Genomic DNA, 24489 nt, shown 5'->3' with positions numbered 1-24489 from the left:
CGACGGCCCGGCAGCGCGGGTGGAATCCTCGGGCGTTCCGTGGACACCCGTCCGGCTGCTGGTCTGAAGCTACCGCCGACCTGCGCGTCTCGCTGGGGAGTGGAAATCCCGGTCGTGCGGTCCGGACGGCGTGGTAGCGGCCAGGTCCGACTCGCCGCTGTCCCGAGAAACGTTGCATCCGAGCCGGTCCGGTCGAATCGACGGCGTCGGGGATGTCACTCAGGTGCGCTCTCCGGCTCTGCGGCGAGGGACGAGTTCCGGGCAGCCCCCGGCCTGCGGGGCGTCCGGTATCGATGTGATGTGGGTCGAGAAGCCGGGTGCGGTGCGGAAAAGCCCCAGGCCCTCGCCCTACTATTGGCCAACTGTGACCAGTAAAGAGGACAGTGCTCGACGCGTGCCCGAGCAGTCGGCAGGATCCGGAATGTTCGGATGGGCGGTGCACGGCGACGGCCGACGGATCAGCGACGGCGCGGTGGTGGCACCGCACGAGCGGCTGTCGTGGCCGCGCACCATCGGCATCGGGATGCAGCATGTGATCGCGATGTTCGGCGCCACGCTGCTGGTGCCGACGATCACCGGGTTCCCGGTCACGACCACGCTGCTGTTCTCCGGCATCGGCACTGCCCTGTTCCTCATCCTCACCCGCGGCCGGATCCCGAGCTATCTCGGCTCGTCGTTCGCATTCATCGCGCCCCTGACCGCGGCCGCCGGTGACGGGCCCGCCGCGCAGCTCGGCGGTGTCGTCGCGGCCGGTGTGGTGCTCATGCTCGTCGGTGTCGCGGTCAAGCTGATCGGCGCCCGCGTCATCGACGCAGTCATGCCGCCGGTGGTGACCGGTGCCGTGGTCGCGTTGATCGGCCTCAACCTCGCGCCGACCGCGGCCGGGTCGTTCCAGGCGCAGCCGTTGATCGCCGCCGTGACGCTCCTCGGCATCCTCCTCGCCACGGTGATCGGGCCCGGCATCATCGGGCGCCTCGGCATCCTCATCGGCGTCGTGATCGGCTGGGTGTTCGCCGCCGTCACGGGCGGACTCGCCGACGACCGCGTCGACGCGCTGCGTGAGGCCGCATGGTTCGGGGTGCCGCACCTGCGCGGACCGTCGTTCGATCTGTCCGTGATCCTGCTCGCGCTGCCGGTCGTGATCGTTCTGATCGCCGAGAACGTCGGGCACGTCAAGGCGGTTGCCGCGATGACCGGCAAGTCGCTCGACGACCTCGCGGGCAACGCCCTGTTCGCCGACGGCCTCGCCACCACCCTCGCCGGCTCCGGCGGCGGATCCGGAACGACGACCTACGCCGAGAACATCGGCGTCATGGCGGCGACCCGCGTGTACTCGACGGCCGCCTACTGGGTGGCCGCCCTCACCGCCATCGTCCTCTCCTTCTCGCCCAAGTTCGGCGCGCTCGTGTTCACGGTGCCCGACGGCGTCATCGGTGGCGCCACGATGGTGCTCTACGGCCTGATCGGTGTGCTCGGCGTCCGGATCTGGATGGACGCCAAGGTCGACTTCACCGACCCCGTCAACCTCACCGTCGTCGCGACCGCGCTCGTCGCGGGCATCGGCAACCTGACGCTGTCGATCGGGTCGGTCGAACTGGGCGGCATCGCGTGGGGGTCGGTCGGCATCCTCGTCGCCTACCCGCTGATGCGCCGCCTGAACACGCTGCGTCGCGCGTAGACGATCGCACGATTCGTGACCTGCGCCACGCGGTCACGAATCGTGCTCGTCTCGGTCATGGATCGATGCTGATCTTCGCTTTACGGTCATGTCGAGGAAGTAGGTCTGCTGCCGCGTGCCCGCTGGCGGCCGGCGGACCGCCGTAGATCTCGACACGAGGAGACGCAGTGGAACGCACCCTGTTCGAACCGGAGCACGAACTGTTCCGGGAGTCCTACCGCAAGTTCCTCGATCAGCACGTCGCGCCCTTCCACGACCAGTGGGAAGAGCAGAACATCGTCGACCGGTCGGTGTGGGTCGAGGCGGGCAAGCAGGGATTCCTCGGAATGGCGGCGCCGGAGGAGTACGGCGGCGGGGGAGTCGAGGACTTCCGGTACAACGCGATCATCACCGAGGAGACCACCCGCGGCGGCTACAGCGGCGTGGGCTTCATGCTGCACAACGACGTCGTCGCGCCGTACCTGATCAAGCTCGCGAACGAGGAGCAGAAGCAGCGCTGGCTGCCCGGATTCTGCTCCGGTGAACTCATCACCGCGATCGCGATGACCGAACCCGGCACCGGATCCGATCTGCAGAACATCAAGACCCGGGCCGTGCGGGACGGAGACCATTGGATCCTCAACGGCGCCAAGACGTTCATCACGAACGGCATCAACGCCGACGTGGTGATCGTCGTGGCGTGCACCGACCCCGACAAGGGTGCGCAGGGCTTCTCGCTGCTCGTCGTCGAGCGCGGCATGGAGGGCTTCGAGCGGGGACGCAATCTCGACAAGATCGGACTCAAGGCTCAGGACACCGCGGAACTGAGCTTCACCGATGTTCGGGTGCCGGCGGAGAACCTTCTCGGTGAGGAGGGCATGGGTTTCATCTACCTCATGCAGAACCTGCCGCAGGAGCGCCTGTCGATCGCCGTCGTCGCGGCCGCCGCGATGGAGTCGTGCCTCGACATGACGATCCAGTACTGCCGCGACCGCAAGGCGTTCGGCAAGTCGATCGGCAGCTTCCAGAACACCCGTTTCGTCCTTGCCGAACTCGCCACCGAGACGACCGCCGTGCGGATCCTGGTGGACAAGTTCATCGAGCAGCTCAACGCGGGGACACTGACGGTCCAGGAAGCCGCGATGGCGAAATGGTGGACCACCGAGGCGCAGGTCAAGTTGATCGACCGGTGCCTGCAGTTGCACGGCGGCTACGGCTACATGCGGGAATATCCGATCGCCAAGGCGTACATGGACTCCCGGGTCCAGACGATCTACGGCGGCACCACGGAGATCATGAAGGAGATCATCGGCCGCGGCCTGAACCTCGGCTGACAGACCTGCTCGAAGAGGGGGAGGGGACCGCGGCGCACCGCGGTCCCCTCCCCGTTCTCGTTGTCGTCAGAGCTTGCGCATCACGGTGACGACCTTGCCGAGGATTGCGGCGTCGTTACCGGGGATGGGATCGAACAGGGGATTGTGCGGCATGAGCCACACGTCCTTGCCGGTGCGCTTGAAGGTCTTGACGGTCGCCTCGCCGTCGATCATCGCGGCGACGATGTCGCCGTTCTCGGCGACATTCTGCTGCCGCACGACCACCCAGTCGCCGTCACAGATCGCGGCATCGATCATCGACTCGCCCACCACCCTGAGCAGGAAGAGCGACCCCTGCCCGACCAGTTCGCGAGGCAGCGGGAAGACGTCCTCGACGGCCTCCTCGGCCAGGATCGGGCCACCGGCCGCGATTCGTCCGAGCACCGGGACGAACGTCGGCGCCGGCAGCTCGTCGGTCGACTTCATCGCCGCGGCAGCGCCCGCCGCCGACTGCGCGTCGTCCAGTCCGTCGAGCGTGTCGAGCCCCCGGACGTCGACCGCGCGCGGCCGGTTCGCGTCGCGCCGCAGGAATCCCTTGCGCTCGAGGGTGCGCAACTGGTGCGCGACGGACGACGTCGAGGTGAGGCCGACAGCATCGCCGATCTCACGGATGCTCGGCGGGTAGCCCCGGTCGGCGACCGACGTCCGGATGACCTCGAGAACCCGGCGCTGACGGTCGGTGAGCGTGGTGGCATCGAGTGGCGCGCTGCCCGGTTGAATGTCGGCGCCGCCGGTCCGGATGCCGCCGCCTCCGGAGGAACTGGTGCTGTCGTCCTTCATGGCGCGTGGCCTCCTTCACGGCTCCAGCGGCTCGCGGGCCGAGTGTGGTGAGTCGGTGCGTGTCTGTGTGTTCTGCCACGAATCTATCCCGATCTTCCCGCCACTTCAAACATCTGTTCGAGCTGTGTCGTCGAAACTACTGACTTTGCCGCAGCCGCGTGGTAGAAATCGAATATGTGTTCTATCGAACGCATGATCGAACAATGGTTGTCTGGTTGTTCGGATGTACGACAAGTGGAAACCGCTCGACGACTCGCTGGGAGGGTTCGGATGGGAATCGCACTTTCGGGGAATGGGTCGGTCGGCCGCGCGCCGACGTGCCGCCGGGGCGTCTACCTGCGGGCGGACGCGTCCGGCGTGATCATCGACCGCGGCGAGGTGCGGGAGTATCGCCCGGCGCGGTCCCGGCCCGTGGATTCGCAGCGGCCGGCGGCCGGTGTCGTGCACTACGACGCCGTTCCCCGGCATGGCGCGCGGGGTTCCCGGGTGTCGGCCGCATCGCACCCGTCGCACGATCGGATCCGTTCCCGGTCCCGATTAGAGGGCCTGTCGGCGGTCGTCTCGACCGTGGTCGTCACCGCCGGCGTCGTGGTGGGTCTGTATGCGCTCGCGAACCTGACGGCGGGAGAACCCGGGGCGGCCAGGGATTCCGGGGCGGCGACCTCGGTCAGCGACACGGCACGTGGCCAGGGAGTCGAGTCGCCCGCGAGATGACCGGACTCCGGTCGCGAATGGAGGAGGCGTCCGAGCATGGGACTGTCAGCACGGTCGGAATCGACGCTGATTCGATTGGGTACCCGGGAGTCACTACCGGTCTGGGTGGGGCGGGTATCCTCGAATCCTGTCAGTCACACCACATCGCGTGGTCGCGTCGATATCGTGTCTCCCCTGCGTGAGCCGGTTCTGTTGGAACCGGCATCGGTCGAGAAGCGGCGCAGCGGCCACGATGGCTACGAAGGAAACACCATGCACTGCCCGTTCTGCCGGCATCCCGATTCGCGCGTGGTCGATTCCCGAGAGGCGGACGAGGGCGCCGCGATTCGTCGCCGTCGCTCGTGCCCGGAGTGTGGCCGCCGATTCACGACAGTCGAGACCGCCGTGCTGGCGGTGGTCAAGCGCAGCGGTGTCACGGAGCCATTCAGTCGGGAGAAGGTGGTCCAGGGCGTGCGCCGGGCCTGCCAGGGACGCCAGGTCGACAACGACGCACTGAACAAGCTGGCCCAGCAGGTCGAGGACACCGTCCGGGCGTCGGGTTCCCCCGAGATCCCCAGCCACGAGGTCGGATTGGCGATCCTCGGTCCGCTGCGTGATCTCGACGAGGTGGCCTACCTCCGCTTCGCCTCGGTCTACCGCTCGTTCAGTTCCGCGGAGGACTTCGAGCGCGAGATCACGGATCTCCGTGCGCACCGCGAAAGCCGCACCGCCGACCTGGCCGATGCGGAGTCCGCCGCCGAGTGACCCGGCCGGTCGGCTCCCGGTCCGCGGTACTACCGCCGGATCGCGTCGATCGCCTTGAGCACGCGCTTCTCCGACACGGGGATCGCGGTGCCCAGTGACTGGGCGAACAGGCTCACCCGCAACTCCTCTATCTTCCAGAGGATCTCATTGACGTCGTCGTCTCCTCGGCGCTCCTCGGGCAGCGCCGACAGCATCCGGTCGTAGGCGGCGTACACACGATCGAGGGCGTCCATGCCCGCCTGGTCGCGTTGGGCGCTGCCGGGCAGCGACTCGAGTCGCAGCGTTGCGGCCGCCAGATACCGAGGCAGGTCCTTCAGCCGTTTGGAGCCGAGTTCGGTGACGAAGCCGGGGAACAGCAACGACTCCCGCTGCTCGCGGACGTCGTCCGCGGCTTCGCCGACGGACCGTTCGAGGACGACCGACAGCCGGTGCGCCTCTGCGAGAGTGGGAAGCAGCAGGCGGAGCAGGCGTGCGACACGGGTGGCGAGCTGTGCACGGACCTTGCCGGTCAACGCCTCGAACGCGGCCGGATCGAGCACCGGGCCACCGTTCTCGGCGATCAACTCGTCGACCGCGCAGGCCCGGCAGTCGTCGAGGAGGGCGTCGAAGCTGCCGTCCGGGTTCTGCCCGAGCGCGAGACGGTCGGCGTTGCTCATGCCGTTCGTCACCGACTTGGCCTGCGTCGGAATCGCCTTCAGTAGCAGTTCGCGGGTGCCGGCCCGCATCGCGGCACGCTGCGCCGCCGGGGTGGTCAGGACGCGGACGGCGACGCCGTCGTCCTCGGGCACCAGCGCCGGATACCCGGTCACCTTCTGTCCGCCCAGAGTTCGGGTCACCGACGACGGCAAGGTGCCCAGGGTCTGGGCCGTCCAGACCGGTGCGGCGGGCCGCTCGGTGGTCGAGGTCGCCTTGGCGACCTCCACCTCGACCCGCGGTGCCAGCGACCGGCGCAGTGCGGCCAGGCTCTTGTCCCGGCCGAGGACCGTGCCCTTCTCGTCCACCGCGGCGAACGTCATCCGCAGATGCGGCGGTAGCGACGCGACGTCGAAGTCCGTCGGTTCGATCCGGCACGAACCCAGGCGCGACAACTCCCGTGCCATCGCGTGTACCAGCGACTCCGATCGCGGCTTGACGGCGGCCAGTGCGGCGGCGGCGAAGTCCGGGGCCGGCACCACCTGGCGGCGCAACTGCTTCGGCAGCGTCTTGATCAGTGCGGTGACCAGTTCGGTGCGCATGCCGGGCACCAGCCAGTCGAACCCGACCGGCCGCAGGCCCGCGAGCAGCGCCACCGGGATCCGCGCGGTGACGCCGTCGTCCTCGGTGCCGGGTTCGAACTGGTACGTCAAGGGGAACTGGATGTCGCCCTGGCGCCACGCATCGGGGTAGTCGCCCCCGAGGACGGCCGCGGAGTCCGCGTTGACCACCGTGGCGGTGGTGAAGTTCAGCAGATTCGGATCCGAGCGCCGTGCCTGCTTCCACCACGTGTCGAAGTGTTTGGCGGACACCGCTTCCGGACCGACCCGCTCGTCGTAGAACTCGAACAGCGTCTCGTCGTCGACGAGGATGTCGCGACGTCGGGCCCGGTGCTCGAGTTCCTCGACGTCGTCGAGGAGTGCACGGTTGGCGTGGAAGAACTTGTGCTGCGTCTGCCACTCGCCCTGCACCAGCGCATGGCGGATGAACAACTCGCGGGAGGTCTCGGGGTCGATCGAGGCGTAGGTGACGGGGCGTCCGGTGACGAGCGGGACGCCGTAGAGCGTGACCCGCTCGTAGGCCATCGCGCACGCCCGCTTGGTGGACCAGTGCGGCTCCGAATAGGTGCGCTTGACGAGGTGCGGGGCCAGCTTCTCGGCCCATTCGGGCTCGATGCGGGCCGCCATCCGCGCCCACAGCCGCGATGTCTCGACCAGTTCCGACGCCATCACCCAGCGGGGCGGCTTCTTGAACAGGCTGGAGCCGGGGAAGATCGCGAACCTGCTGCCACGGGCACCGAGGAAGTCGCGCTTGTCGCCCTCGCGCAGTCCGATGTGCGAGAGCAGGCCCGCCAGCAGTGACTGGTGGATCAGGGCCTCGCCGGCCTCGCTCGCCTCAGCTGTCTCGCTGCCAGAATCGGAGTTCTCCCAGCCGAGTCCACGGGTGATCTGGCGCAGCTGCCCGTGCAGGTCCTGCCACTCCCGGATGCGCAGCCAGTGCAGGAACTCGTTGCGGCACATCTTCCGGAACTGGCTCGAACTCAGTTCCTTCCGCTGTTCGCGCAGGTACTCCCACAGCCTCAGGTAGGCCAGGAAGTCCGAGTTCTCCACGTTGAAGCGCGCATGCTTCTCGTCGGCCGCCTGCTGGAATTCGGCGGGGCGCTCGCGCACGTCCTGGATGGACAGCGCGGACACGATCACCAGTACTTCGCGCAGGCAGCCGTTGCGGTGCGCCTCGACGAGCATCCGCGCCATCCGCGGATCGACCGGCAACTGCGCCAGTTCGCGTCCGGTCGCGGTCAGTTGCGGGCCTCCGGCTGCCTGAGCGTCGGGTGCCGCACCGTCGCCGGTGGCCGGCTTGCCCGACGCGATCGCCCCGAGCTCCTCGAGCAGTGCGATGCCGTCCCGGATCGCCCGCGGGTCGGGCTTCTCCACGAACGGGAACGCCTCGATGTCGCCGAGCCCCAGCGCAGTCATCTGCAGGACCACCGACGCGAGGTTGGTGCGCAGGATCTCGGGTTCGGTGAACGCGGGCCGGGACTCGAAGTCGTCCTCCGCGTAGAGGCGGATGCAGATTCCGTCCGCGACGCGGCCGCACCGCCCGGCGCGCTGGCGGGCCGAGGCCTGCGAGATCGGTTCGATCGGCAGACGCTGCACCTTGGTGCGGACCGAGTACCGCGAGATGCGCGCGGTGCCCGGGTCGATCACGTATCGGATGCCGGGCACCGTCAGCGACGTCTCGGCGACGTTCGTGGACAGCACGACGCGCCGACCGGTGTGCGGGGAGAACACACGGTGCTGTTCCGCCGCCGACAGTCGGGCGTACAGCGGCAGGATCTCGGTGTTGCGGTACTTGCGGTCCCGCAGTGCATCGGCGGTGTCCCGGATCTCGCGTTCGCCGGACAGGAACACCAGGATGTCGCCGTCACCTTCGGCGGCGAGTTCCTCGACGGCCTCACACACCGCGTCGACGGGGTCGCGGTCGAAGGTCTGGTCGCCCACCTCGACGGTGAGCGGGCGGTAGCGCATCTCGACCGGGAACGTCCGGCCCGACACCTCGACGATGGGGGCGGGCACGCCGTCGACCGCGAAGTGTTCGGCGAACCGCTCCGGGTCGATGGTCGCCGAGGTGATGATCACCTTGAGGTCGGGGCGCCGCGGCAGCAACTGCTTGAGGTAGCCGAGGATGAAGTCGATGTTGAGACTGCGCTCGTGCGCCTCGTCGATGATGAGCGTGTCGTAGCGGCGCAGCATCCGGTCCCGCTGGATCTCGGCGAGCAGGATGCCGTCGGTCATCAGTTTGACCAGCGTCGAGTCGGACACCTGGTCGGTGAAGCGGACGGTGTAGCCGATGGTGTCGCCGAGTTCCCGGCCCACCTCCTCGGCGATCCGCTCGGCGACCGTGCGGGCCGCCAGACGGCGGGGCTGGGTGTGCCCGATCATGCCGCGGATGCCGCGCCCCAGTTCCATGCAGATCTTGGGGATCTGGGTGGTCTTGCCGGAGCCGGTCTCGCCGGCGACGATCACCACCTGGTGCGAGGCGATCGCCGCGGCGATGTCCTCGCGGCGCTGCGTGACCGGCAACGATTCCGGGTAGGTGAGCGGCGGGACCTGCGCGCGGCGGCCCTCGATGCGCAACTCGGCCGCGGAGATCTCGTCGGAGAGTGCGGCGAGTGCGGACGGGGACTTGGCGCGGTCGAGGCGTCGGCGGAGCCGGTGCTCGTCGCGGATGGTGAGGGCACCGAGTCGCTTCCTCGCCTCGCGGCGATCGAACCCGGTCTCGGCTGCTGATGGTGATGTCGACATGCTCCGCACAGCCTATCGAAGCGCGCAACGGCAATTCCGGCTGGAACCGCCCCGGCCGTGCGAACATCCGCGCAGGACCGCCGTCACACCGATTGCTGCGCGATTCCGCTCCGGTGGCGACGAACCCGATCCGGTTTCCGTGGCATAGTCGCCGGAAAGTCGCGGGAGACGGCATGCGACCGGGAAACATGAGCTGAGGGGCAGAGCGCGGATGAGTGGAGCACTGTGGCACGGATTCGCCGACATGGGAGCGGTGCAGCGCGACGGCGCGTTCGTCGTCGCCCGCGGTGAGGGTGCGTACATCTGGGACGACGCCGGAACCCGGTATCTAGACGCGACCGCGGGCCTGTGGTTCACCAACGTCGGGCACGGACGGACCGAGATCGCCGACGCCGTCGCCGCGCAGTTGTCGAAGGTCGCGCACTTCTCGAACTTCGGTGACTTCACCTCCGACATCACCGTCGCGCTCGCGGAGCGCCTGGCGGCCATCGCCCCCGTGCCCGGGTCCAAGGTGTTCTTCACCTCGGGTGGATCCGATTCGGTCGACACCGCCGCCAAGCTCGCGCGCCGGTACTGGACCGAGGTGGGCCGGCCGTCGAAGACGTTGATCGTGGGCCGGCAGAAGGCGTATCACGGCATGCACGTCGCGGGAACTGCGCTCGCCGGGATCCCGGTCAACCGGGAGGGCTACGGCGAACTCATGGCCGATGCCCGCACCGTGGAGTGGGACGAGGCGAAGAGTCTGCTCGAGCTGATCGAACGGGAGGGCGCCGAGACGATCGCGGCGTTCTTCTGCGAACCGATCATCGGTGCGGGCGGCATCTACCTGCCGCCCGAGGGGTATCTCCGTGAGGTCCGCGAGATCTGCCGGGAACACGACATCCTGTTCGTCGTCGACGAGGTCGTCACCGGTTTCGGCCGGATCGGCGGATCGTGGTTCGCCTCGACGCGCTTCGATCTGCAGCCGGACATGATCACCACCGCCAAGGGACTCACCTCGGGGTATGTGCCGATGGGTGCGGTGTTCGTCGCGCCGACGGTCGCGGAACCGTTCTTCGGCGGGGGAGTGTGGTGGCGGCACGGGTACACCTACGGCGGTCACGCCGGGGCCGCCGCCGCGGCCATGGCCAATCTCGACATCGTCGAGCGGGAGAACCTGCTCGCGGAGTCGAAGCGGCTCGAGGCGTCGCTGCACGAGCATCTCGCCCCGCTCTCGCAGCATCCGCGGGTCGCGGAGGTGCGCAGCGGTATCGGTGCCGTCGCCGCGGTGCAGTTGGCCGATCCCGCGGAGGCGCTGCCGTTCGTGAAGACCCTGCGCGAGTTCGGGATCTCCGGTCGCGCTGCCGGTCAGGGCGCGATGCAGTTCTCGCCGTCGTTCGTCATGACCGACGAGCAGGTCGCCGAGATGGCGGCCGGAGTGGCCAAGGCGCTCGGCTGATTTCGCTCACCGTCCGTTCACCGTCGGCGCAGTAGCCGCGACAGGCGTTGCCGCAGTGACGGCTTCGCGTCGACGAGTTCCACCACGGTGCGGTCCGCGGCCGCCGACGCCTGCGCGAAACGGGTGTGCAGGCGGTCGCGGACCTCGTCGGGTGTGTATGCGCGACGCTGTCGTTCGGCCCGCACGGCGAGCGCGCCGGTGGCCGCGACGCCGAGGGCGCCGGCCAGCCCGAGGGCCTTCCACAGATGTCTGCTGTCGATGCGCATCGCTCTAGGCTAGGTGGATGACTCGGCGGATGCATCCATCACAGGTCAGCCTCGACGACGCGGTGGACGCGACCCGCACGGGCGACATCTGGATCTTCCGGGGCCAGTCCGGAGCCGACCGGGCGATCCAGACATTGACGAACAGCCCCGTCAACCACGTCGGCATGTCCGTCGTGCTCGACGATCTTCCGCCGCTGATGTGGCACGCCGAACTCGGGCACTCGCTGCAGGACATGTGGACGGGGAAGTTCCAGCGCGGTGTCCAGTTGCACGACCTGCGGGCGGCGGTACAGGTGTGGGGCGCCCGCTACGGGCAGCGCGGCTGGCTGCGTCAGCTGGCCGACCCCGTGACCCGCGAGCAGGAGGATGCCCTGCTGCGAACGATCGCGCGGCTGGACGGCACTCCGTTCCCGTCGACGGCCAAGCTGGCCTCGCGGTGGTTCGGCGGTCGACTGCCGTCGTTGCGGTCCCGTGGCGGCCGCGCTTCGAACGCGGGTCTCGAGAGTGCCTACTGCGCCGAGGTGGTGGCGTCGACGTTGGAGGCGATGGGCCTGCTGACCGGCGATCGCAAGACCAACTGGTACGACCCGGGCCGATTCTGGAGTGGTGACCGACTGCCGCTCGCACCCGGCATCGAATTGGGGGCCGAGATCGAGGTACTTCTCAGCGACTCGGATCTCGCTGCGGGGAGCGTCGGGCGCGGCTGATCGTGTGACCCACGCCATCGAATAGGCGTGATGGTTGTCACGTAACAGATGGATAACAAACGGTCTGTCGAGTTGCGGACACGCCGACAGGTTCTGGGGAAACGTTGCCGGCGGGCTCCGGCACCTGGACGTTCGTACCGAAATCGCGGTCCGTGACCTTTCCGTGACCGTCCCCTAACGTCGTCCCCGGCTCGAACCAGACGAGCCACGCCGGCCCGCCGCTGCACGATCCTGCCCCGCGGTCCGGACGCCCGAAACCTTCGAGGGGGCAGGGGTGAGGCGGATGGAACTCCGCCCGGCACGATCGGTGCGCGAGCGCCGTCTCACCCGCAGGAGCGGAGAGGATCCACCCGTATGACCAGCTTCACGATCAAGCGCGCCCTGGGCGCCGTCGTTGCCACCGGCGCCGTCGTCGCCATCCCGCTGGCGATCGGCACCGGCACCGCGTCGGCCGCCGGCAGCCACGACTGGTCCGGCGTCGCCGAGTGCGAGTCGTCCGGCAACTGGGCCGCCAACACCGGAAACGGCTACTACGGCGGCCTGCAGTTCTCGCAGAGCACCTGGGAGGCCTACGGCGGCAGCGGAAGCGCGCACAACGCCAGCCAGGCCGAGCAGGTCCGCGTCGCCGAGAACGTCCTCGACGGACAGGGCGTCGGCGCATGGCCGGTGTGCGGCCAGTACCTCACCGGCGGCAGCACCCCGGGCGGCTCGGTCGAGGCCATCGCCCAGCAGGCCCCGGCACCGGTCGCCCCGCAGGCCCCCGTCCAGCAGCAGGTGAACGAGTGGGCGCAGACCCTGCCCGCCGGTGTCGGCGCGTACGTCGTCCAGCTCGGCGACACGCTCTCGCAGATCGCCGCGAACCACGGTGTCTCGCTGGCGAACCTCGCCGCCCAGGTCGCCAACCCCGATCTGATCTTCCCGGGGCAGACGCTCTCCCTCTGATCGGTCTCGCGCCGAACGAACTCGCAGCCCCGCCGGTGTCCCGTCCCGGCGGGGCTGTGCCATGCCGCAGTGTCGCCATCTGGTTGAGCTGAAGGGTCCGTTCATGCGCTGGCAGCGCATGAACGGACCCTTCAGCTGTCTGTCCGGCGCTCGTGCTGCGGTACATGCTGCCGAGGGCGTGTGGTGACGCGTGGTGTTCGCCCCCGACCTCATCGACCTCGGTGGCAGCAGTTGTCCGGTCGCGTCCCGGTCAGGCGTTCGGTGTGCGGCTGAACCACGACACGCTCGCGCCGTTGTCGAACGACGTGAGATCCGTGCGCGTGAACGCTGTCGGACGGAACGGGCCCGCGAAGGCTGGAAGTCCGGCGCCGGCCACCACCGGGTAGGTCTTCACGATCAGTTCGTCGATCTCGGGAAGGAGTGCTCCCGCCAGCTTGCCGCCTCCCGCCAGCCAGATGTCCAGGCCGTCCTCGGCCTTGAGCTTGCGGACGGCCTCGACTGGGTCGTCGGTGATGAGTTCGACGGCGGGATCGGGGCTCGTGCCGAGCGTTGTCGAGACCACGAGTTGGCGCAGGTGCGCGTACGGGCTCGTGATGTCCACCGCGAGCGCGGGTTCGTATGTGCCGCGACCCATGACGATGGTGTCGAACGATTGGTTGGGAGCGCCCTCCAGTCCGACCATCGGCCGGATGTGTGTCGGCACGGTCTCCGGATATCGCTCGTTGATCCAGGACGCCATCGCATCGGACAGGGCGTAGAAGTCGATCTCGCCGCCGGGCCCGGCGATGTATCCGTCCAGGGACACTGCGACGTAGTACACGAGCTTGCGCATAAACCACTCCGTTCGTAGTACTCTGAGTGAAGTGGTGTAAAAGTTAGTACTACAGATGGAGTGGTGTCAAGGTGCGGCGAAATCCGGAGCGGCGAGCGGCGCTGGTCGACGGTGCGATCGAGGTCCTGGCCAGGGAGGGGGCACGCGGTCTGACGTTTCGGGCCGTGGATGCGGAGGCGAAGGTTCCGGCCGGCACGGCGTCGAACTACTTCGCCAACCGCGACGAGCTGCTGATGCAGGCGGGCCGGCGGGTCTACGAGCGACTGAAGCCGGACGAGATGACGATGGACCTCAGCCTGCAGGGCCCGCGCGATCGGGAGCGACTCACCGAACTGATGCGCGAGACCGTCGGCCGGGTGGCCGCGTTTCGGACCGGTTTCCTGGCGCTGCTGGAACTGCGACTCGAGGCGACACGGCGGCCGGAACTGCGCGCGGTCCTCACCGAGCGCGTCCGCGAGGATCTCGACTTCAACATCACGAACCATGTGGCAGCGGAGATGCCCGGGGATCCGACGACCGTCACCCTGCTGTACATGGCATTGAACTGGCTGATCGTCGACCGGCTCACATTGCCGGAACTCTTCTCGGACAAGGAGATCGACGACCTGGTGGCGGCTGCGGTCGATCGCGTGTTGCCGCGCTGATCCGACCGGTGTGAGGCCGTCGGCGTGCGGTCGGGTCGTACGCGGCCACTCGCCTCGACCCAGCCGTCGTCACCGACCGTCGTGTGAATCCGGGAGCCGCGTCCCTGGTTGAAGATGTCGGCCCGGCAGTATCGGCGCCCGGGTCGGGGGGCGACGGTTCAACTCCGGAAACGACCGAAGGCCCGGCACGCGACGTGAGTCGTGTGCCGGGCCTTCGGTGGAACGGGGACCGATCAGGCGAGCGTCTCGTTCGCGACGACGGCCTGGGCGACACCCTGGAGAGTCGCGGCGACCTTGACGGCCTCCCAGACCTGCTCCTTGGTGAGGCCTTCCTTGCGGACGACGGCGTCGTGCGCGGCGGTGCAGTCGTGGCAGCCGTTGATCGTCGACACGGCCAGCGACCACAGCTCGAAGTCGGCCTTCTCGACACCGGGATTGCCGATGATGTTCATGCGAAGACCCATGCGCACCTGGGCGAACTCGTCACCGAGGAAGCTCTTGGCTCGGTAGGCGACGTTGTTCATGCCCATGATCGAGGCGGCGCCGAGGGCGGCGTTGTACGCCTCCGCCGACAGCACGTCGGCGGCCTCCTCCGCGATCTCCTTGAGCACGGTCGCCGACTTGGTGGCGGCCGCGCAGGCGAGGAAGGTGCCCCACAGCTGCTGCTCGTTGAGTTCCGTCGAGCGGGCGAGGGAGCTCAGGTTGAGCTTGAGATCCTTGGCGTACTCGGGAAGCGAGTTCTTGAGGTTCTCGACCGACATGGGTCAGACGCCCTCGGTCATGAGTGCGCCCGCGTCGATGGTCGGGTCGCCCTTCTTCCAGTTGCAGGCGCACAGCTCGTCGGACTGCAGGGCGTCGAGGACGCGCAGGACCTCGTCGACGTTGCGGCCCACGGAACCGGCCGTGACGGACACGAACTGGATCTCGTTGTTCGGGTCGATGATGAAGGTTGCGCGGTCCGCGACACCGTCGGCGTTCAGGACGCCGGTGGCCTCGGCCAGCTCACGCTTGAGGTCCGACAGCATCGGGAAGGGGAGGGTCTTGAGGTCCTCGTGCTGTGCACGCCACTGGAAGTGGACGAACTCGTTGTCGACCGAGGCGCCGAGCACCTGGGCGTCGCGGTCCGCGAACTCGTCGTTCAGCTTGCCGAACGCGGCGATCTCGGTGGGGCACACGAACGTGAAGTCCTTGGGCCAGAAGAAGACGACGCGCCACTTGCCGGCGTAGTCGTCGCTGGTGATGGTGGTGAAGTAGTCGTCGGGCTGCTTGGCGTCGACCTTGGACAGGTCGCCACCGATCACGGCGGTCAGGTTGTATGCCGGGAACTGGTCGCCGATGGTCAGCAGAGCCATGTGTCGTCCTCCTACTTGATTTGTGAACATCCGTCTGCGCAGGTCACGCACCGTGGATCGGTGGTGGGCGCTACCTCGAGCGGGTCTGCGGTGGCTCTCGTCGGAGGCCCCGTGTCCTGCGCTCTTCGGTATGACTCCATAGTGCCCGAAACCTTTCAAAAGGTAAAGGTGATAGGTGGCACTACACTGATAGGCATGGCTGATGGGACTTATCAACCGACACTGTCACAGCTGCGTGCCTTTGTCTCGGTGGCGGAGTATCGCCACTTCGGGACGGCCGCAGCACGTTTGGGTGTGAGCCAGCCCACGCTGTCGCAGGCGTTGGCGTCCCTCGAGAACGGGCTCGGCGTCCAGCTGATCGAACGCAGTACCCGTCGTGTCCTGGTGACGGCAGCGGGGGAGCAGTTGCTCACCCAGGCCAAGCTCATCCTCGACGCCGCAGACGGATTCGTCGCCGCGGCGGCCGGCGTCGGGGACCAGTTGGTCGGGCCACTGCGGCTCGGGCTGATCCCTACGGTCGCCCCGTACGTACTTCCGGCGTTGCTGCCCGCCCTGCGCGCGAAGTTCCCGGCCCTGGTGCCGCAGGTGATCGAGGACCAGACGGCGCGGCTGCTCGACGCGCTCCGGACCGGCGCGATCGACGTCGCGGTCATGGCGTTGCCGTCCGAGGCTCCGGGACTGATCGAGATTCCCGTCTACCGAGAGGATTTCGTCGTCGTCCTGCCGCGAGCGCACCCGTTCGCCGGCCGCGACGACCTACCGCCGGCCGCCCTCGACCAGTTGCCACTCCTGCTCCTCGACGAGGGGCACTGCCTGCGTGATCAAACGTTGGATCTGTGCCGATCCGTCGACGCGCACCCACTGTCCGGCGACACCCGGGCCACCTCGCTCGCGACCGTGGTGCAGTGCGTGGCAGGCGGATTGGGTGTCACGCTGGTGCCGGATTCGGCGGTCCCCGTCGAGACTCGACGCGGCGACCTCGCCACCGCGAGATTCTCGGCGCCGGCCCCCGGCCGGACCATCGGACTGGTCTTCCGCGCCTCGAGCGGGCGCGCCGACGGGTACCGGCAACTCGCGGAACTGCTGCGGGACGCGGCCCCGGCAGGGGTGACGGTCACCGAGAAGGAGTGACCTGGGCGCGCTCAGCGCCGCTTGCGTCCGCTCGGCTTCGCCTTGCTGCCCGGCTTGCCGCGCCGCGAATCCTTGGCGCGCGCCTTGCCGGACGAGGGTGCCGACTGCTTCGCGGTGCGCGGTTGGGCGACTCGGGGCGCCTTGTCCTTGGTCTTCGGTGTCTCGTGCGGGTTGGGTCCGCGTGAGGAGTTGGCGGTGCGCCCACGCACGATCCCGATGAACTCCTCGACCAGTTCGGTCGTCCGGTCCTGGACCCAGGCCAGAGCCACCTCCGACTCGGGTGCGCCGACGACGGGCCGGTACGTGAGGTCCTTGCGGTGATGCAGGCGGGCCAGCGACTGGGGCACGACCAGGACGCCGACGCCCGCGGCGACCAGCTCGATCGCGTCACCCGTCGACACCGGCCGGTCCAGGGCGGGTCGGCCGGGCAGCGCATCCCAGGTGATCGGGGTGTCCAGCGGATCCAGCACCAGTTCCTCGGCGAGATCGGACAGTGTGATCTCGTCGGCGGCCGTGAAGACGTGCTCCTTCGGCACCACCACGACCGGCGTCTCGGCGTACAGCGAGATGGCACTCAGACCGTCGCGATCGATCGGCAGTCTCACGAGGGCGGCGTCGGCGCTTTCGTCACGCAGCGCCGCGGCCGACTCGGCGGCCGGAAGCGGCACCAATTCGAGCGGGGTGTCGGTGATGCGCTCGTTCCAGATGCGGACCCACTTGGCGGGGGTGACGCCGGGGACGTACGCGAGCCGGAACGGTCGGGGGTCAGTCGCCTCTGTCACTCGGCAAGGCTACCTGCAGCGGTGGGTGCAACTGCGCAGCGCGTGCTCGATACCCTTGACGCATGACGTCGCAGAAGACCCCCCAGACGATGAAGCCCGCAACCGCGGCGAAGAAGCTGGGTGTGTACCTCCAGGCCACCCCCGCCGAGTTCCAGGACGGCGTGGTGACCCGCGACGAGCTCAACGAGTGGCAGACCAACCCGCCGGAGTGGCTCGTCGCTATCCGCAAGGACGGCCCGCACCCGAAGGATGTCGTCGCGGCCAAGCTGGGCGTGTCGATCTCGGGCCTCACCCGCGGTGGCATCGAGGACGCGCTGACCACCGAACAGATCGAGGCGCTCCTCGCGGATCAACCCGACTGGCTCGTCGCCGAGCGCGCCAACCTCGTCGAGGTCCGCAAGGAGGAGAAGCGGGTCAAGGAAATGCAGGCCACCCGCCGCGAGGAGTCGAACCGCAAGCCGCGCAGCTCCGGACCGTTCAAGGCGTCCAGCTAGCGTTCCACGTCCATCGGGCTGTTGCTGCGCTCGCCACTCGGCGAATGTCGCAGCAACAGCCCGCTGTCGTCTTAGGCCGGTCAGCTGTTGGTGGGGACGGGCTGCGCGGAGCCGGCCCGCCACTGGTCGCGCAGAAGGCGTTCCCGGCCGAGAGTGCGGGTCTGGGCGATCGCACCGGCGACGACGAGAGCCAGGTAGAGGGCGTACCACCACCATTCGTGCGTGACGGTCGCGGTGAGGGTCGCGTCGTCGAAGTCCGACGTGTCGAGAGCGCCGACGAGCAGCATCACGCCGCCGGTGGCCACGACCGCACCGGTGAGGACACTGACCACGACGAGCAGCACCGCGGGCAGGTTCACCGCCAGCGTGAGGGCGGCCAGCGCCACGCCGATCAGCACGCCCACCACGACGATCACCCAGTTCCAGGTGACGCCGACCGCGGCCATCGCGGCCGCCCCGAGGGCGAACCCGACCGACGCCATCGTCAGCGTCACCGCCACCGCGTAGTACAGGTAGGCGAGCACGGAGAAGAGAATCGCCACCAGGACGCCGACGATCCAGCCGAGGACGGTGGAGAGATAGCCGTCGCCGGTGATCGCGGACACCAGTCCGGCGCCCAGGTTGAGGCCGGCGAACGCGCCCCAGAGTGCAATGACGAACCGCATCGCCGGCACGCCGCGGAAACAGAACACCGCGCCGACGAATACAGCCAGGATGCCAATCACGATGTCAGACATACGCCGGACAGTACCGACCGGATGGTGTGCTTGTCGCCTGTAGGCGGGCGTCAGCCTTCGGCCACCTCGAACTCGTCGAAGACGACCTCGCCGGCCGCGTCGGATTCCGCGAGGTTGACCTCGGCGAGCAGCGCCCAGCCGTGGTCGCCCTGCGGATCCTCGAGGACCTGCCGGACCCGCCACAGTGTCGGTTCGACGGTGACCTGGAACAGCTGGGGGCCACGCGCCGACGGCCCGGTCCCGATCTCCTCGTATTCGTCGAAGTACAGCTCGAGCAGGTCGGCCCAGTCGTCGGCGTCCAGACCGTCACCGAGGCCGGCGAGGTCGTCCCAGCGCCGTCGCGACGCCAGTTCGACGCGCCGGAACATCGCGTTGCGCACCATGACCTTGAAGGCGCGGGTGTTGGCGGTGATGGGACGCGGGATGTCGGCGCCGAACGCGACCTGCTGGTCGTCGGACTCGGCCCCCGGATTCGTTAGCTGCTCCCACTCGTCGAGCAGGCTCGAATCGACCTGGCGGATGAGTTCGCCGAGCCACTCGATGAGGTCCTCGAGTTCCTCGGTGCGCGCCTCGGTCGGAACCGTCTGCCGCAGCGCGCGGTACGCGTCGGCGAGGTAGCGCAGGACCAGGCCCTCCGAGCGGGCGAGGCCGTAGTGACTGACCATCTCCGCGAACGTCATCGATCGTTCCACCATGTCGCGGACGACGGACTTGGGGGACAGCGCGAACTCGCTCATCCACGGATGGCCGGCGCGGTAGGTCTCGAACGCCGGGAACAGCAGATCCGCCAACGGCTTCGGCCAGGTGACCTCCTCGAGCAGCTCCATGCGCTCCTCGTACTCGATCCCGTCGGCCTTCATCTCCGCGACCGCCTCACCGCGCGCCGCGTGCTGCTGCGCCATCAGGATCTGCCGCGGGTCGTCGAGCGTCGACTCGATGATCGACACGACATCGAGTGCGTAGGTGAGCGATTCGGGGTCGAGCAGTTCCAGTGAGGCGAGCGCGAACGGGGACAGCGGCTGGTTGAGCGCGAAGTCGCGTTGCAGGTCCACCGTGAGCCGGGCCATGCGGCCGTACTCGTCGGGCTCGTCGAGCTGCTGGACGATGCCGGCCTGGAGGAGCCCACGGTAGAGCCGGATGGCCTTGAGGATGTGCTTGCGCTGCGCCGGTCGCGACTCGTGGTTGTCCTCGAGCAGATGACGCATCGCCTGGAAGCAGTTGCCGGGCCGCGCGATCACGTTCAGCAGCATCGAATTGCTCACCGAGAAGCGCGAACTCAGCGGCTCCGGTGACGCCGCGATCAGCTTGTCGAAGGTGCCCTCGCCCCACGAGACGAATCCTTCGGGCGCCTTCTTGCGCTGCACCTTCCGGCGCTTCTTCGGGTCGTCGCCGGCCTTCGCCAGCGCGCGTACGTTCTCGATCTCGTGTTCGGGCGCCTGCACCACCACGGTGCCCATCGTGTCGTAGCCGGCCCGGCCGGCCCGGCCGGCGATCTGGTGGAACTCGCGGGCCCGCAGCTGGCGGGTGCGGGTGCCGTCGTACTTGGTGAGTCCGGTCAGCAGCACCGTCCGGATGGGCACGTTGATGCCGACGCCGAGCGTGTCGGTACCGCAGATGACCTTGAGCAGGCCGTCCTGGGCGAGTCGTTCGATGAGGCGCCGGTACTTGGGCAGCATGCCGGCGTGGTGCACACCGATGCCGTGACGGACCAGGCGCGACAACGTCTTACCGAACCCGGTGGTGAACCGGAACGCGCCGATGGCCTCGGCGATCGCGTCCTTCTCGGCGCGGCTGCACAGGTTCACGCTGGTGAGTGCCTGCGCGCGCTCGAGCGCCGCGGCCTGCGTGAAGTGCACGACGTACACCGGCGCCTGATGGGTGGTGACGAGTTCCTCGATCTCCTCACCGATCGGGGTCTGCGAGTACGAGAAGTGCAGCGGGACCGGCCGCTCGGAGCCCGACACCTCGGTGGTGGGCCGGCCGGTGCGGCGGGTGAGGTCCTCGCACAGGTGCGTGACGTCGCCGAGCGTGGCCGACATCAGCAGGAACTGCGCCTGCGGCAACTCGATCAACGGCACCTGCCACGCCCAGCCGCGGTCCGGTTCCGAATAGAAGTGGAACTCGTCCATCACGACCTGGCCGATATCGGAACCCGCCCCCTCGCGCAGCGCGAGATTCGCGACGATCTCGGCGGTCGCGCAGATGATCGGCGCCGACGAGTTCACCGACGCGTCGCCGGTCATCATGCCGACCTTGTCGGCTCCGAAGACCTCGCACAGTGCGAAGAACTTCTCGCTCACCAGGGCCTTGATCGGTGCGGTGTAGAACGTCCGGCGGCCTTCGGCGAGCGCGAAGAAGTGGGCACCGAGCGCCACCATCGACTTGCCGGAACCCGTCGGAGTGGCGAGGACGACGTTGGCCCCGGAGACCAACTCCATCAGCGCCTCTTCCTGCGCGGGATACAACTGCAGGCCGCGATCGCTCGTCCACGACGTGAACGCGTCGAACAGCGCGTCGGCATCCACGCCGGTGGGGTCGACGGTTTCGGGGAGAAGATCGGGAAGCAGCACCGTTACAGGCTAGAGCCTCACCGCGCGAGGCCGGGCCTCCGGACCCGCGCGGCGCCGCGGACGTCCGTCAGGTGGCGCTGCGTTCGTCCGAGCCCATCGCGTCGAGCACCGCCATTCGGGTCTCGGGAGCGCCCGTGATAGTGGCCTCGCCGACACCGTCGGTCAACAGATTCCGCCACCGGGTCTCGTCGAACTCGAGTGGTGCGGTCGACCCGAGGAAGTTCTCGACCACACCGAGGAAGCGGAGCGGGTCGTCACGGAACGGGAAGTGGCCGGCGTCGTCGAAGATCTCGAGGCGGGAACCGGGCATCGCGGAGTGCGCCAGGTGCGCGTGGCTGACCGGAATCACGGAGTCGCGGGCGCCCCAGATCAATTGCACCGGCAGGTTCTCCGTCAGATAACACCGGTCGAGCATCGTGACCACCTGGCCACGCCAATCCACGACCGAACGCAACGTCCGCAGGTACGCCTCGTACGCCGTCGGGTCGGGCAGGCCGCCGAGCACCCGGACCAGGTCGGGGGTGTCGTGCAGCATCGTGCCCGGACGCAGCGGCGACCCGTGGAGGCGGGAGACGACCTCGCCGATCGCGCGGACCGACGTCATCGCTCCCGGCAGGCGCAGCAGTTTGAGGGCCTCGTTGACCACCGGCATCGAGATCAGGCGCAGCAGCGGATGCACGTCCTTGGTGACACCGCCCGCGGACACCAGCACCAGACGCTCGACCATGTGCGGGAACTGGTACGAGAACTGCATCGCGACGCCGCCGCCGAGCGAATGGCCGACGACGGTGACCTTGTCGATGTCGAGCACCGAGAGCAGATCGCGCATGCCGTTCGCGTAGGCAGCCACCGAGTAGTCGGCTCGCGGCTTGTCGGAGCGCCCGTGGCCGAGGAGATCGGGGGCGATCACCGTGTAGTTCTGAGCCAGGTGCGGGATGATCTCGCTCCACGTCGACGAGTTGTCGCCGATGCCGTGCAACAGGAGGACGGCCGGACCCTCACCGGCGATGCGGAAGGCACGCCGGTACCCGTGGATGGTGCGGAACACGAGCCGGGGCTCGGTGTCCGGCACCGGGCGGAGCATGCGCGTGCGGGAGTCGCTCATATCGCCTCCTGAAGCTGTCGCCCGGTTAGCGGGCACCGCTCAGATATCGATCGTCCGAGTATATCCGTGCACCGAGACGCTATGCGCCCTATGAGTCGTCAGCACGACCTCGGATAACGGAAAGGTTACGCCGCCACGATACCTGGACGAACGACCAAATGTTGGGTCGATCAAACCTCAGTTCTGGTCGTCGTCCTCCGCTGCATCGTCGCCGAGACGGGCCTGCTCGGCGAGGAAGCGCTCGAACTCCGCCCCCAACTCGTCGCCGCTGGGCAGGTCGTCGTCGCCCGCGAGGAGCGTCGACTGCTGTTCCTGGGCCGCGACGTACGAGTCGTACTGATTCTCGAGCGCCCGGACCACCGACTGGACTTCCTCGTTCGACGCGATGTGCTCGTCGATCTGCTCGCGGACCCGGGCGGACGCCTCGCCCAGCGCGGCGAGCGGCAACTCGAGGTCGGCGATCTCCATGACGTTCTCGAGCAGCGTCTCCGCCGCGGCCGGATAGTCGGTCTGCGCCAGGTAGTGCGGAACGTGGACGGAGAAGCCCACGGACTCGTGACCGTGCTGACTCATCCGCAGTTCCAGCAACGACGACGCGCTGCCGGGGACCTGGAGTTCACCGGACCAGCGGTGGTGATCCTTGATCAAGTCCTTGTTGGTCGAGTGCGCGGTGACGCTGAGCGGACGCGTGTGCGGGATGGCCATCGGAATCGCGTTGATCCCGACCGTCCGGCGCACCCCCAACTGCTCTGCGAGCAGCCGGACGGCGGTCGTGAACCGCTCCCAGCGCAGGTCCGGCTCCATGCCGGCCAGCAGCAGGAACGGGGTGCCGGCGGTGTCACGCAGGGCATACAGGTTGAGCTGCGGAGCCTCGAAGTCCGAGAAGTGGTCGGCCTTGAACGTCATGGTCGGTCGACGCGACCGGTAGTCGATGAGCTCGTCCACCGAGAACGATGCGACGAGCTCGGTCTCGAGGCTCTCGCGCAGGTGCGTGGTCGCCAACTTCACCGCGTGCCCGGCATCGGAGAATCCCTCGAGACCGTGAACCAGAACCGGTCCCAGGCCGTCGGCGGAAGACAGATGTGGTGCCGGGAACTCCAGCTCGTACATCTTCGACTGCTCGTCCATGACGGCTCCCTTCCTTCGAACTTCTGCTTCCAGTGTCCCTCACCACGTCCCGCGTGTAGAAACCGGAGCAGTGGACCAGCGATGAGCACTGTGGCGTCCTTGTCGGCAAGATCATCGGATCTCGCCTCCCGAGGGCCAACGCCGGGGGGCCCGTCCTGATTCCCGGTGACCCCGTTGCCCGTCGTGATCGACGTTCACGTCGATCGACGACTGTGTGTGACAGGCTGTCCGCGAGACCGGGGCGCGGCCGGCGCGCCGGCGCTGGGACGAGGGAGGTTCGAGCATGTCGCGACGGAAGTGGATCGCCTCGGCGGTGCTGTTGGGATCGACCGCCCTCCTCACGGGCTGTTCGGAGGCGGTGACGGGCACTGCGCTGTCGGGCGAGTCCGAGGGATCCGACGCGCGGCCGTTGCACGAACTGCTCCTCGACCCGTCCGCATTCCCGCCGCAGTACCCGGCGGTCGTGCTTCCCCCGGAGGCTGTTTCGCAGGCGGCACCCGATCTGACGGGCATCGCGCCCGGTTCGAGGGTGGAACCCGCCGGCTGCAAGCCGCCGGTCCAGGACTACGGGCCCGACGGCACTGCCATGGTCGTCGGCACCGACAACGTCAACCGTTCGACGATCACGGTCGAACTGATCCGGGTCGCCGCGCCGCTCGCCGAACTCGGATCGCAGCTGGCTCAGTGTCCGGAGGTGACCGCGACCCGGAACGGGGTCGATTCGGTCGTCCGGACCACCCTCACCCCGCCCCCGCGGATCGATGCGGACGACACGCTTGCTCTGCGCCGTTCGGTGAGTTCCGGCCAGGACGGCCAGGCCGTGACCCAGTCGATGCTCACGTTGATCGCGCAGGTCGACGACGTGCGCGTGCAGGCGACGTCCATGTCGTTCGGCGACTCCGCCGGCACCGACACCGCCGCTCTCGACGAGCTGTTCACCTCGGCGGTGCTCAAGGTTCACGCGGGTTGAGCCGGCGAGGCTAGCACGGGGCGCCGACAGGCAGGCGCGCATCCGGCGCCGTCCGCGCCGGGTTCTGCACAGGCCGCCGCGACATCCACAGGTCCACCGAAACCGCAGGTCGTGTCCGGGGCCGC

Annotated in this window: 22 protein-coding genes; 11 read left to right on the top strand and 11 right to left on the bottom strand. The window is 68.3% G+C overall.

What is annotated here, in order from left to right; genetic code table 11:
- Positions 1-421: 421 nt before the first annotated feature.
- Entirely contained in the window at positions 422-1678 is a 1257-nt protein-coding gene (locus IJ15_RS0118075) for a uracil-xanthine permease family protein (protein WP_031939754.1), read from the top strand.
- A 167-nt stretch (positions 1679-1845) separates the two neighbouring features.
- The gene (locus IJ15_RS0118070; RefSeq protein WP_031939753.1) at positions 1846-2991 is read left to right on the top strand and encodes an acyl-CoA dehydrogenase family protein; all 1146 of its coding nucleotides are present in this window, start codon (positions 1846-1848) and stop codon (positions 2989-2991) included.
- A gap of 66 nt (positions 2992-3057) precedes the next feature.
- Here the strand turns inward: IJ15_RS0118070 and lexA are convergent, their stop codons facing one another.
- Entirely contained in the window at positions 3058-3810 is a 753-nt protein-coding gene (lexA, locus tag IJ15_RS0118065; protein ID WP_031939752.1) for a transcriptional repressor LexA, read from the bottom strand.
- 270 nt (positions 3811-4080) lie between these two features.
- Between lexA and IJ15_RS0118060 the strand changes: the two genes are divergently transcribed.
- Both IJ15_RS0118060 and nrdR read left to right on the top strand, forming a co-directional pair.
- Entirely contained in the window at positions 4081-4524 is a 444-nt protein-coding gene (locus tag IJ15_RS0118060; protein ID WP_051919146.1) for a hypothetical protein, read from the top strand.
- A gap of 252 nt (positions 4525-4776) precedes the next feature.
- On the top strand, positions 4777-5268 hold the full coding sequence (gene nrdR, locus IJ15_RS0118055) for a transcriptional regulator NrdR (protein ID WP_031939750.1): 492 nt from the start codon (positions 4777-4779) through the stop codon (positions 5266-5268).
- Positions 5269-5297: 29 nt separating this feature from the next.
- Here the strand turns inward: nrdR and hrpA are convergent, their stop codons facing one another.
- A complete protein-coding gene (gene hrpA, locus IJ15_RS0118050) occupies positions 5298-9266 on the bottom strand; it encodes an ATP-dependent RNA helicase HrpA (RefSeq protein WP_031939749.1) in 3969 nt (1322 codons plus the stop codon).
- A gap of 211 nt (positions 9267-9477) precedes the next feature.
- Between hrpA and IJ15_RS0118045 the strand changes: the two genes are divergently transcribed.
- Positions 9478-10704 carry an aminotransferase family protein gene (locus IJ15_RS0118045; RefSeq protein WP_031939748.1) on the top strand — a complete coding sequence of 409 codons (1227 nt, stop codon included), beginning with the start codon at positions 9478-9480 and terminating at the stop codon, positions 10702-10704.
- 17 nt (positions 10705-10721) lie between these two features.
- On the opposite strand, the gene IJ15_RS0118040 is transcribed toward IJ15_RS0118045, so the two are convergent.
- Complete coding sequence (locus IJ15_RS0118040) at positions 10722-10970, bottom strand: hypothetical protein (protein ID WP_031939747.1); 249 nt, start codon at positions 10968-10970, stop codon at positions 10722-10724.
- 17 nt (positions 10971-10987) lie between these two features.
- On the opposite strand from IJ15_RS0118040, the gene IJ15_RS0118035 reads away from it, so the two are divergent.
- Positions 10988-11677 (top strand): hypothetical protein, encoded by a 690-nt coding sequence (locus IJ15_RS0118035; protein ID WP_031939746.1) that lies wholly within the window; start codon positions 10988-10990, stop codon positions 11675-11677.
- Positions 11678-12031: 354 nt separating this feature from the next.
- A complete protein-coding gene (locus tag IJ15_RS0118030) occupies positions 12032-12619 on the top strand; it encodes a LysM peptidoglycan-binding domain-containing protein (RefSeq protein ID WP_031939745.1) in 588 nt (195 codons plus the stop codon).
- A gap of 250 nt (positions 12620-12869) precedes the next feature.
- Here IJ15_RS0118030 and IJ15_RS0118025 read toward each other — a convergent pair whose 3' ends face one another.
- Positions 12870-13451: a dihydrofolate reductase family protein gene (locus IJ15_RS0118025; RefSeq protein ID WP_031939744.1), complete on the bottom strand. Its 582-nt coding sequence runs from the start codon at positions 13449-13451 to the stop codon at positions 12870-12872.
- Between the two features lie 71 nt (positions 13452-13522).
- Here IJ15_RS0118025 and IJ15_RS0118020 point away from each other — a divergent pair, with 71 nt between their 5' ends.
- Positions 13523-14095, top strand: coding sequence for a TetR/AcrR family transcriptional regulator (locus IJ15_RS0118020; RefSeq protein WP_031939743.1), 573 nt, complete (start codon positions 13523-13525; stop codon positions 14093-14095).
- 233 nt (positions 14096-14328) lie between these two features.
- Here IJ15_RS0118020 and IJ15_RS0118015 read toward each other — a convergent pair whose 3' ends face one another.
- Together IJ15_RS0118015 and IJ15_RS0118010 are read right to left on the bottom strand one after the other, a co-directional pair.
- Entirely contained in the window at positions 14329-14856 is a 528-nt protein-coding gene (locus tag IJ15_RS0118015) for a carboxymuconolactone decarboxylase family protein (RefSeq protein ID WP_031939742.1), read from the bottom strand.
- Between the two features lie 3 nt (positions 14857-14859).
- The gene (locus IJ15_RS0118010; RefSeq protein WP_031939741.1) at positions 14860-15447 is read right to left on the bottom strand and encodes a peroxiredoxin; all 588 of its coding nucleotides are present in this window, start codon (positions 15445-15447) and stop codon (positions 14860-14862) included.
- Positions 15448-15642: 195 nt separating this feature from the next.
- Between IJ15_RS0118010 and IJ15_RS0118005 the strand changes: the two genes are divergently transcribed.
- Entirely contained in the window at positions 15643-16578 is a 936-nt protein-coding gene (locus IJ15_RS0118005) for a hydrogen peroxide-inducible genes activator (protein ID WP_031939740.1), read from the top strand.
- An 11-nt stretch (positions 16579-16589) separates the two neighbouring features.
- Here the strand turns inward: IJ15_RS0118005 and IJ15_RS0118000 are convergent, their stop codons facing one another.
- Complete coding sequence (locus IJ15_RS0118000; RefSeq protein WP_031939739.1) at positions 16590-17360, bottom strand: LysR substrate-binding domain-containing protein; 771 nt, start codon at positions 17358-17360, stop codon at positions 16590-16592.
- A 62-nt stretch (positions 17361-17422) separates the two neighbouring features.
- Between IJ15_RS0118000 and IJ15_RS0117995 the strand changes: the two genes are divergently transcribed.
- Positions 17423-17854, top strand: a complete 432-nt coding sequence (locus IJ15_RS0117995) for a DUF5997 family protein (RefSeq protein WP_031939738.1) — start codon at positions 17423-17425, stop codon at positions 17852-17854.
- An 80-nt stretch (positions 17855-17934) separates the two neighbouring features.
- Here IJ15_RS0117995 and IJ15_RS0117990 read toward each other — a convergent pair whose 3' ends face one another.
- The 4 genes from IJ15_RS0117990 to IJ15_RS0117975 all read right to left on the bottom strand — a co-directional run bounded on the left by IJ15_RS0117990 (position 17935) and on the right by IJ15_RS0117975 (position 23394).
- The gene (locus tag IJ15_RS0117990; protein WP_031939737.1) at positions 17935-18591 is read right to left on the bottom strand and encodes a hypothetical protein; all 657 of its coding nucleotides are present in this window, start codon (positions 18589-18591) and stop codon (positions 17935-17937) included.
- A gap of 50 nt (positions 18592-18641) precedes the next feature.
- Positions 18642-21161 carry a DEAD/DEAH box helicase gene (locus IJ15_RS0117985; protein ID WP_031939736.1) on the bottom strand — a complete coding sequence of 840 codons (2520 nt, stop codon included), beginning with the start codon at positions 21159-21161 and terminating at the stop codon, positions 18642-18644.
- Between the two features lie 67 nt (positions 21162-21228).
- Positions 21229-22266: an alpha/beta fold hydrolase gene (locus tag IJ15_RS0117980; protein ID WP_031939735.1), complete on the bottom strand. Its 1038-nt coding sequence runs from the start codon at positions 22264-22266 to the stop codon at positions 21229-21231.
- Positions 22267-22443: 177 nt separating this feature from the next.
- Positions 22444-23394 (bottom strand): proteasome assembly chaperone family protein, encoded by a 951-nt coding sequence (locus IJ15_RS0117975; RefSeq protein WP_031939734.1) that lies wholly within the window; start codon positions 23392-23394, stop codon positions 22444-22446.
- Positions 23395-23677: 283 nt separating this feature from the next.
- Here IJ15_RS0117975 and IJ15_RS0117970 point away from each other — a divergent pair, with 283 nt between their 5' ends.
- Positions 23678-24364, top strand: coding sequence for a DUF5642 family protein (locus tag IJ15_RS0117970; protein WP_031939733.1), 687 nt, complete (start codon positions 23678-23680; stop codon positions 24362-24364).
- Positions 24365-24489: the final 125 nt, after the last annotated feature.

This window comes from Prescottella defluvii (genome assembly GCF_000738775.1).
In the GTDB taxonomy this organism is placed as follows: domain Bacteria; phylum Actinomycetota; class Actinomycetes; order Mycobacteriales; family Mycobacteriaceae; genus Prescottella; species Prescottella defluvii.
The sequence above is the reverse complement of the archived record's forward strand: the minus strand, read 5'-3'. Positions and strand labels throughout refer to the sequence as shown.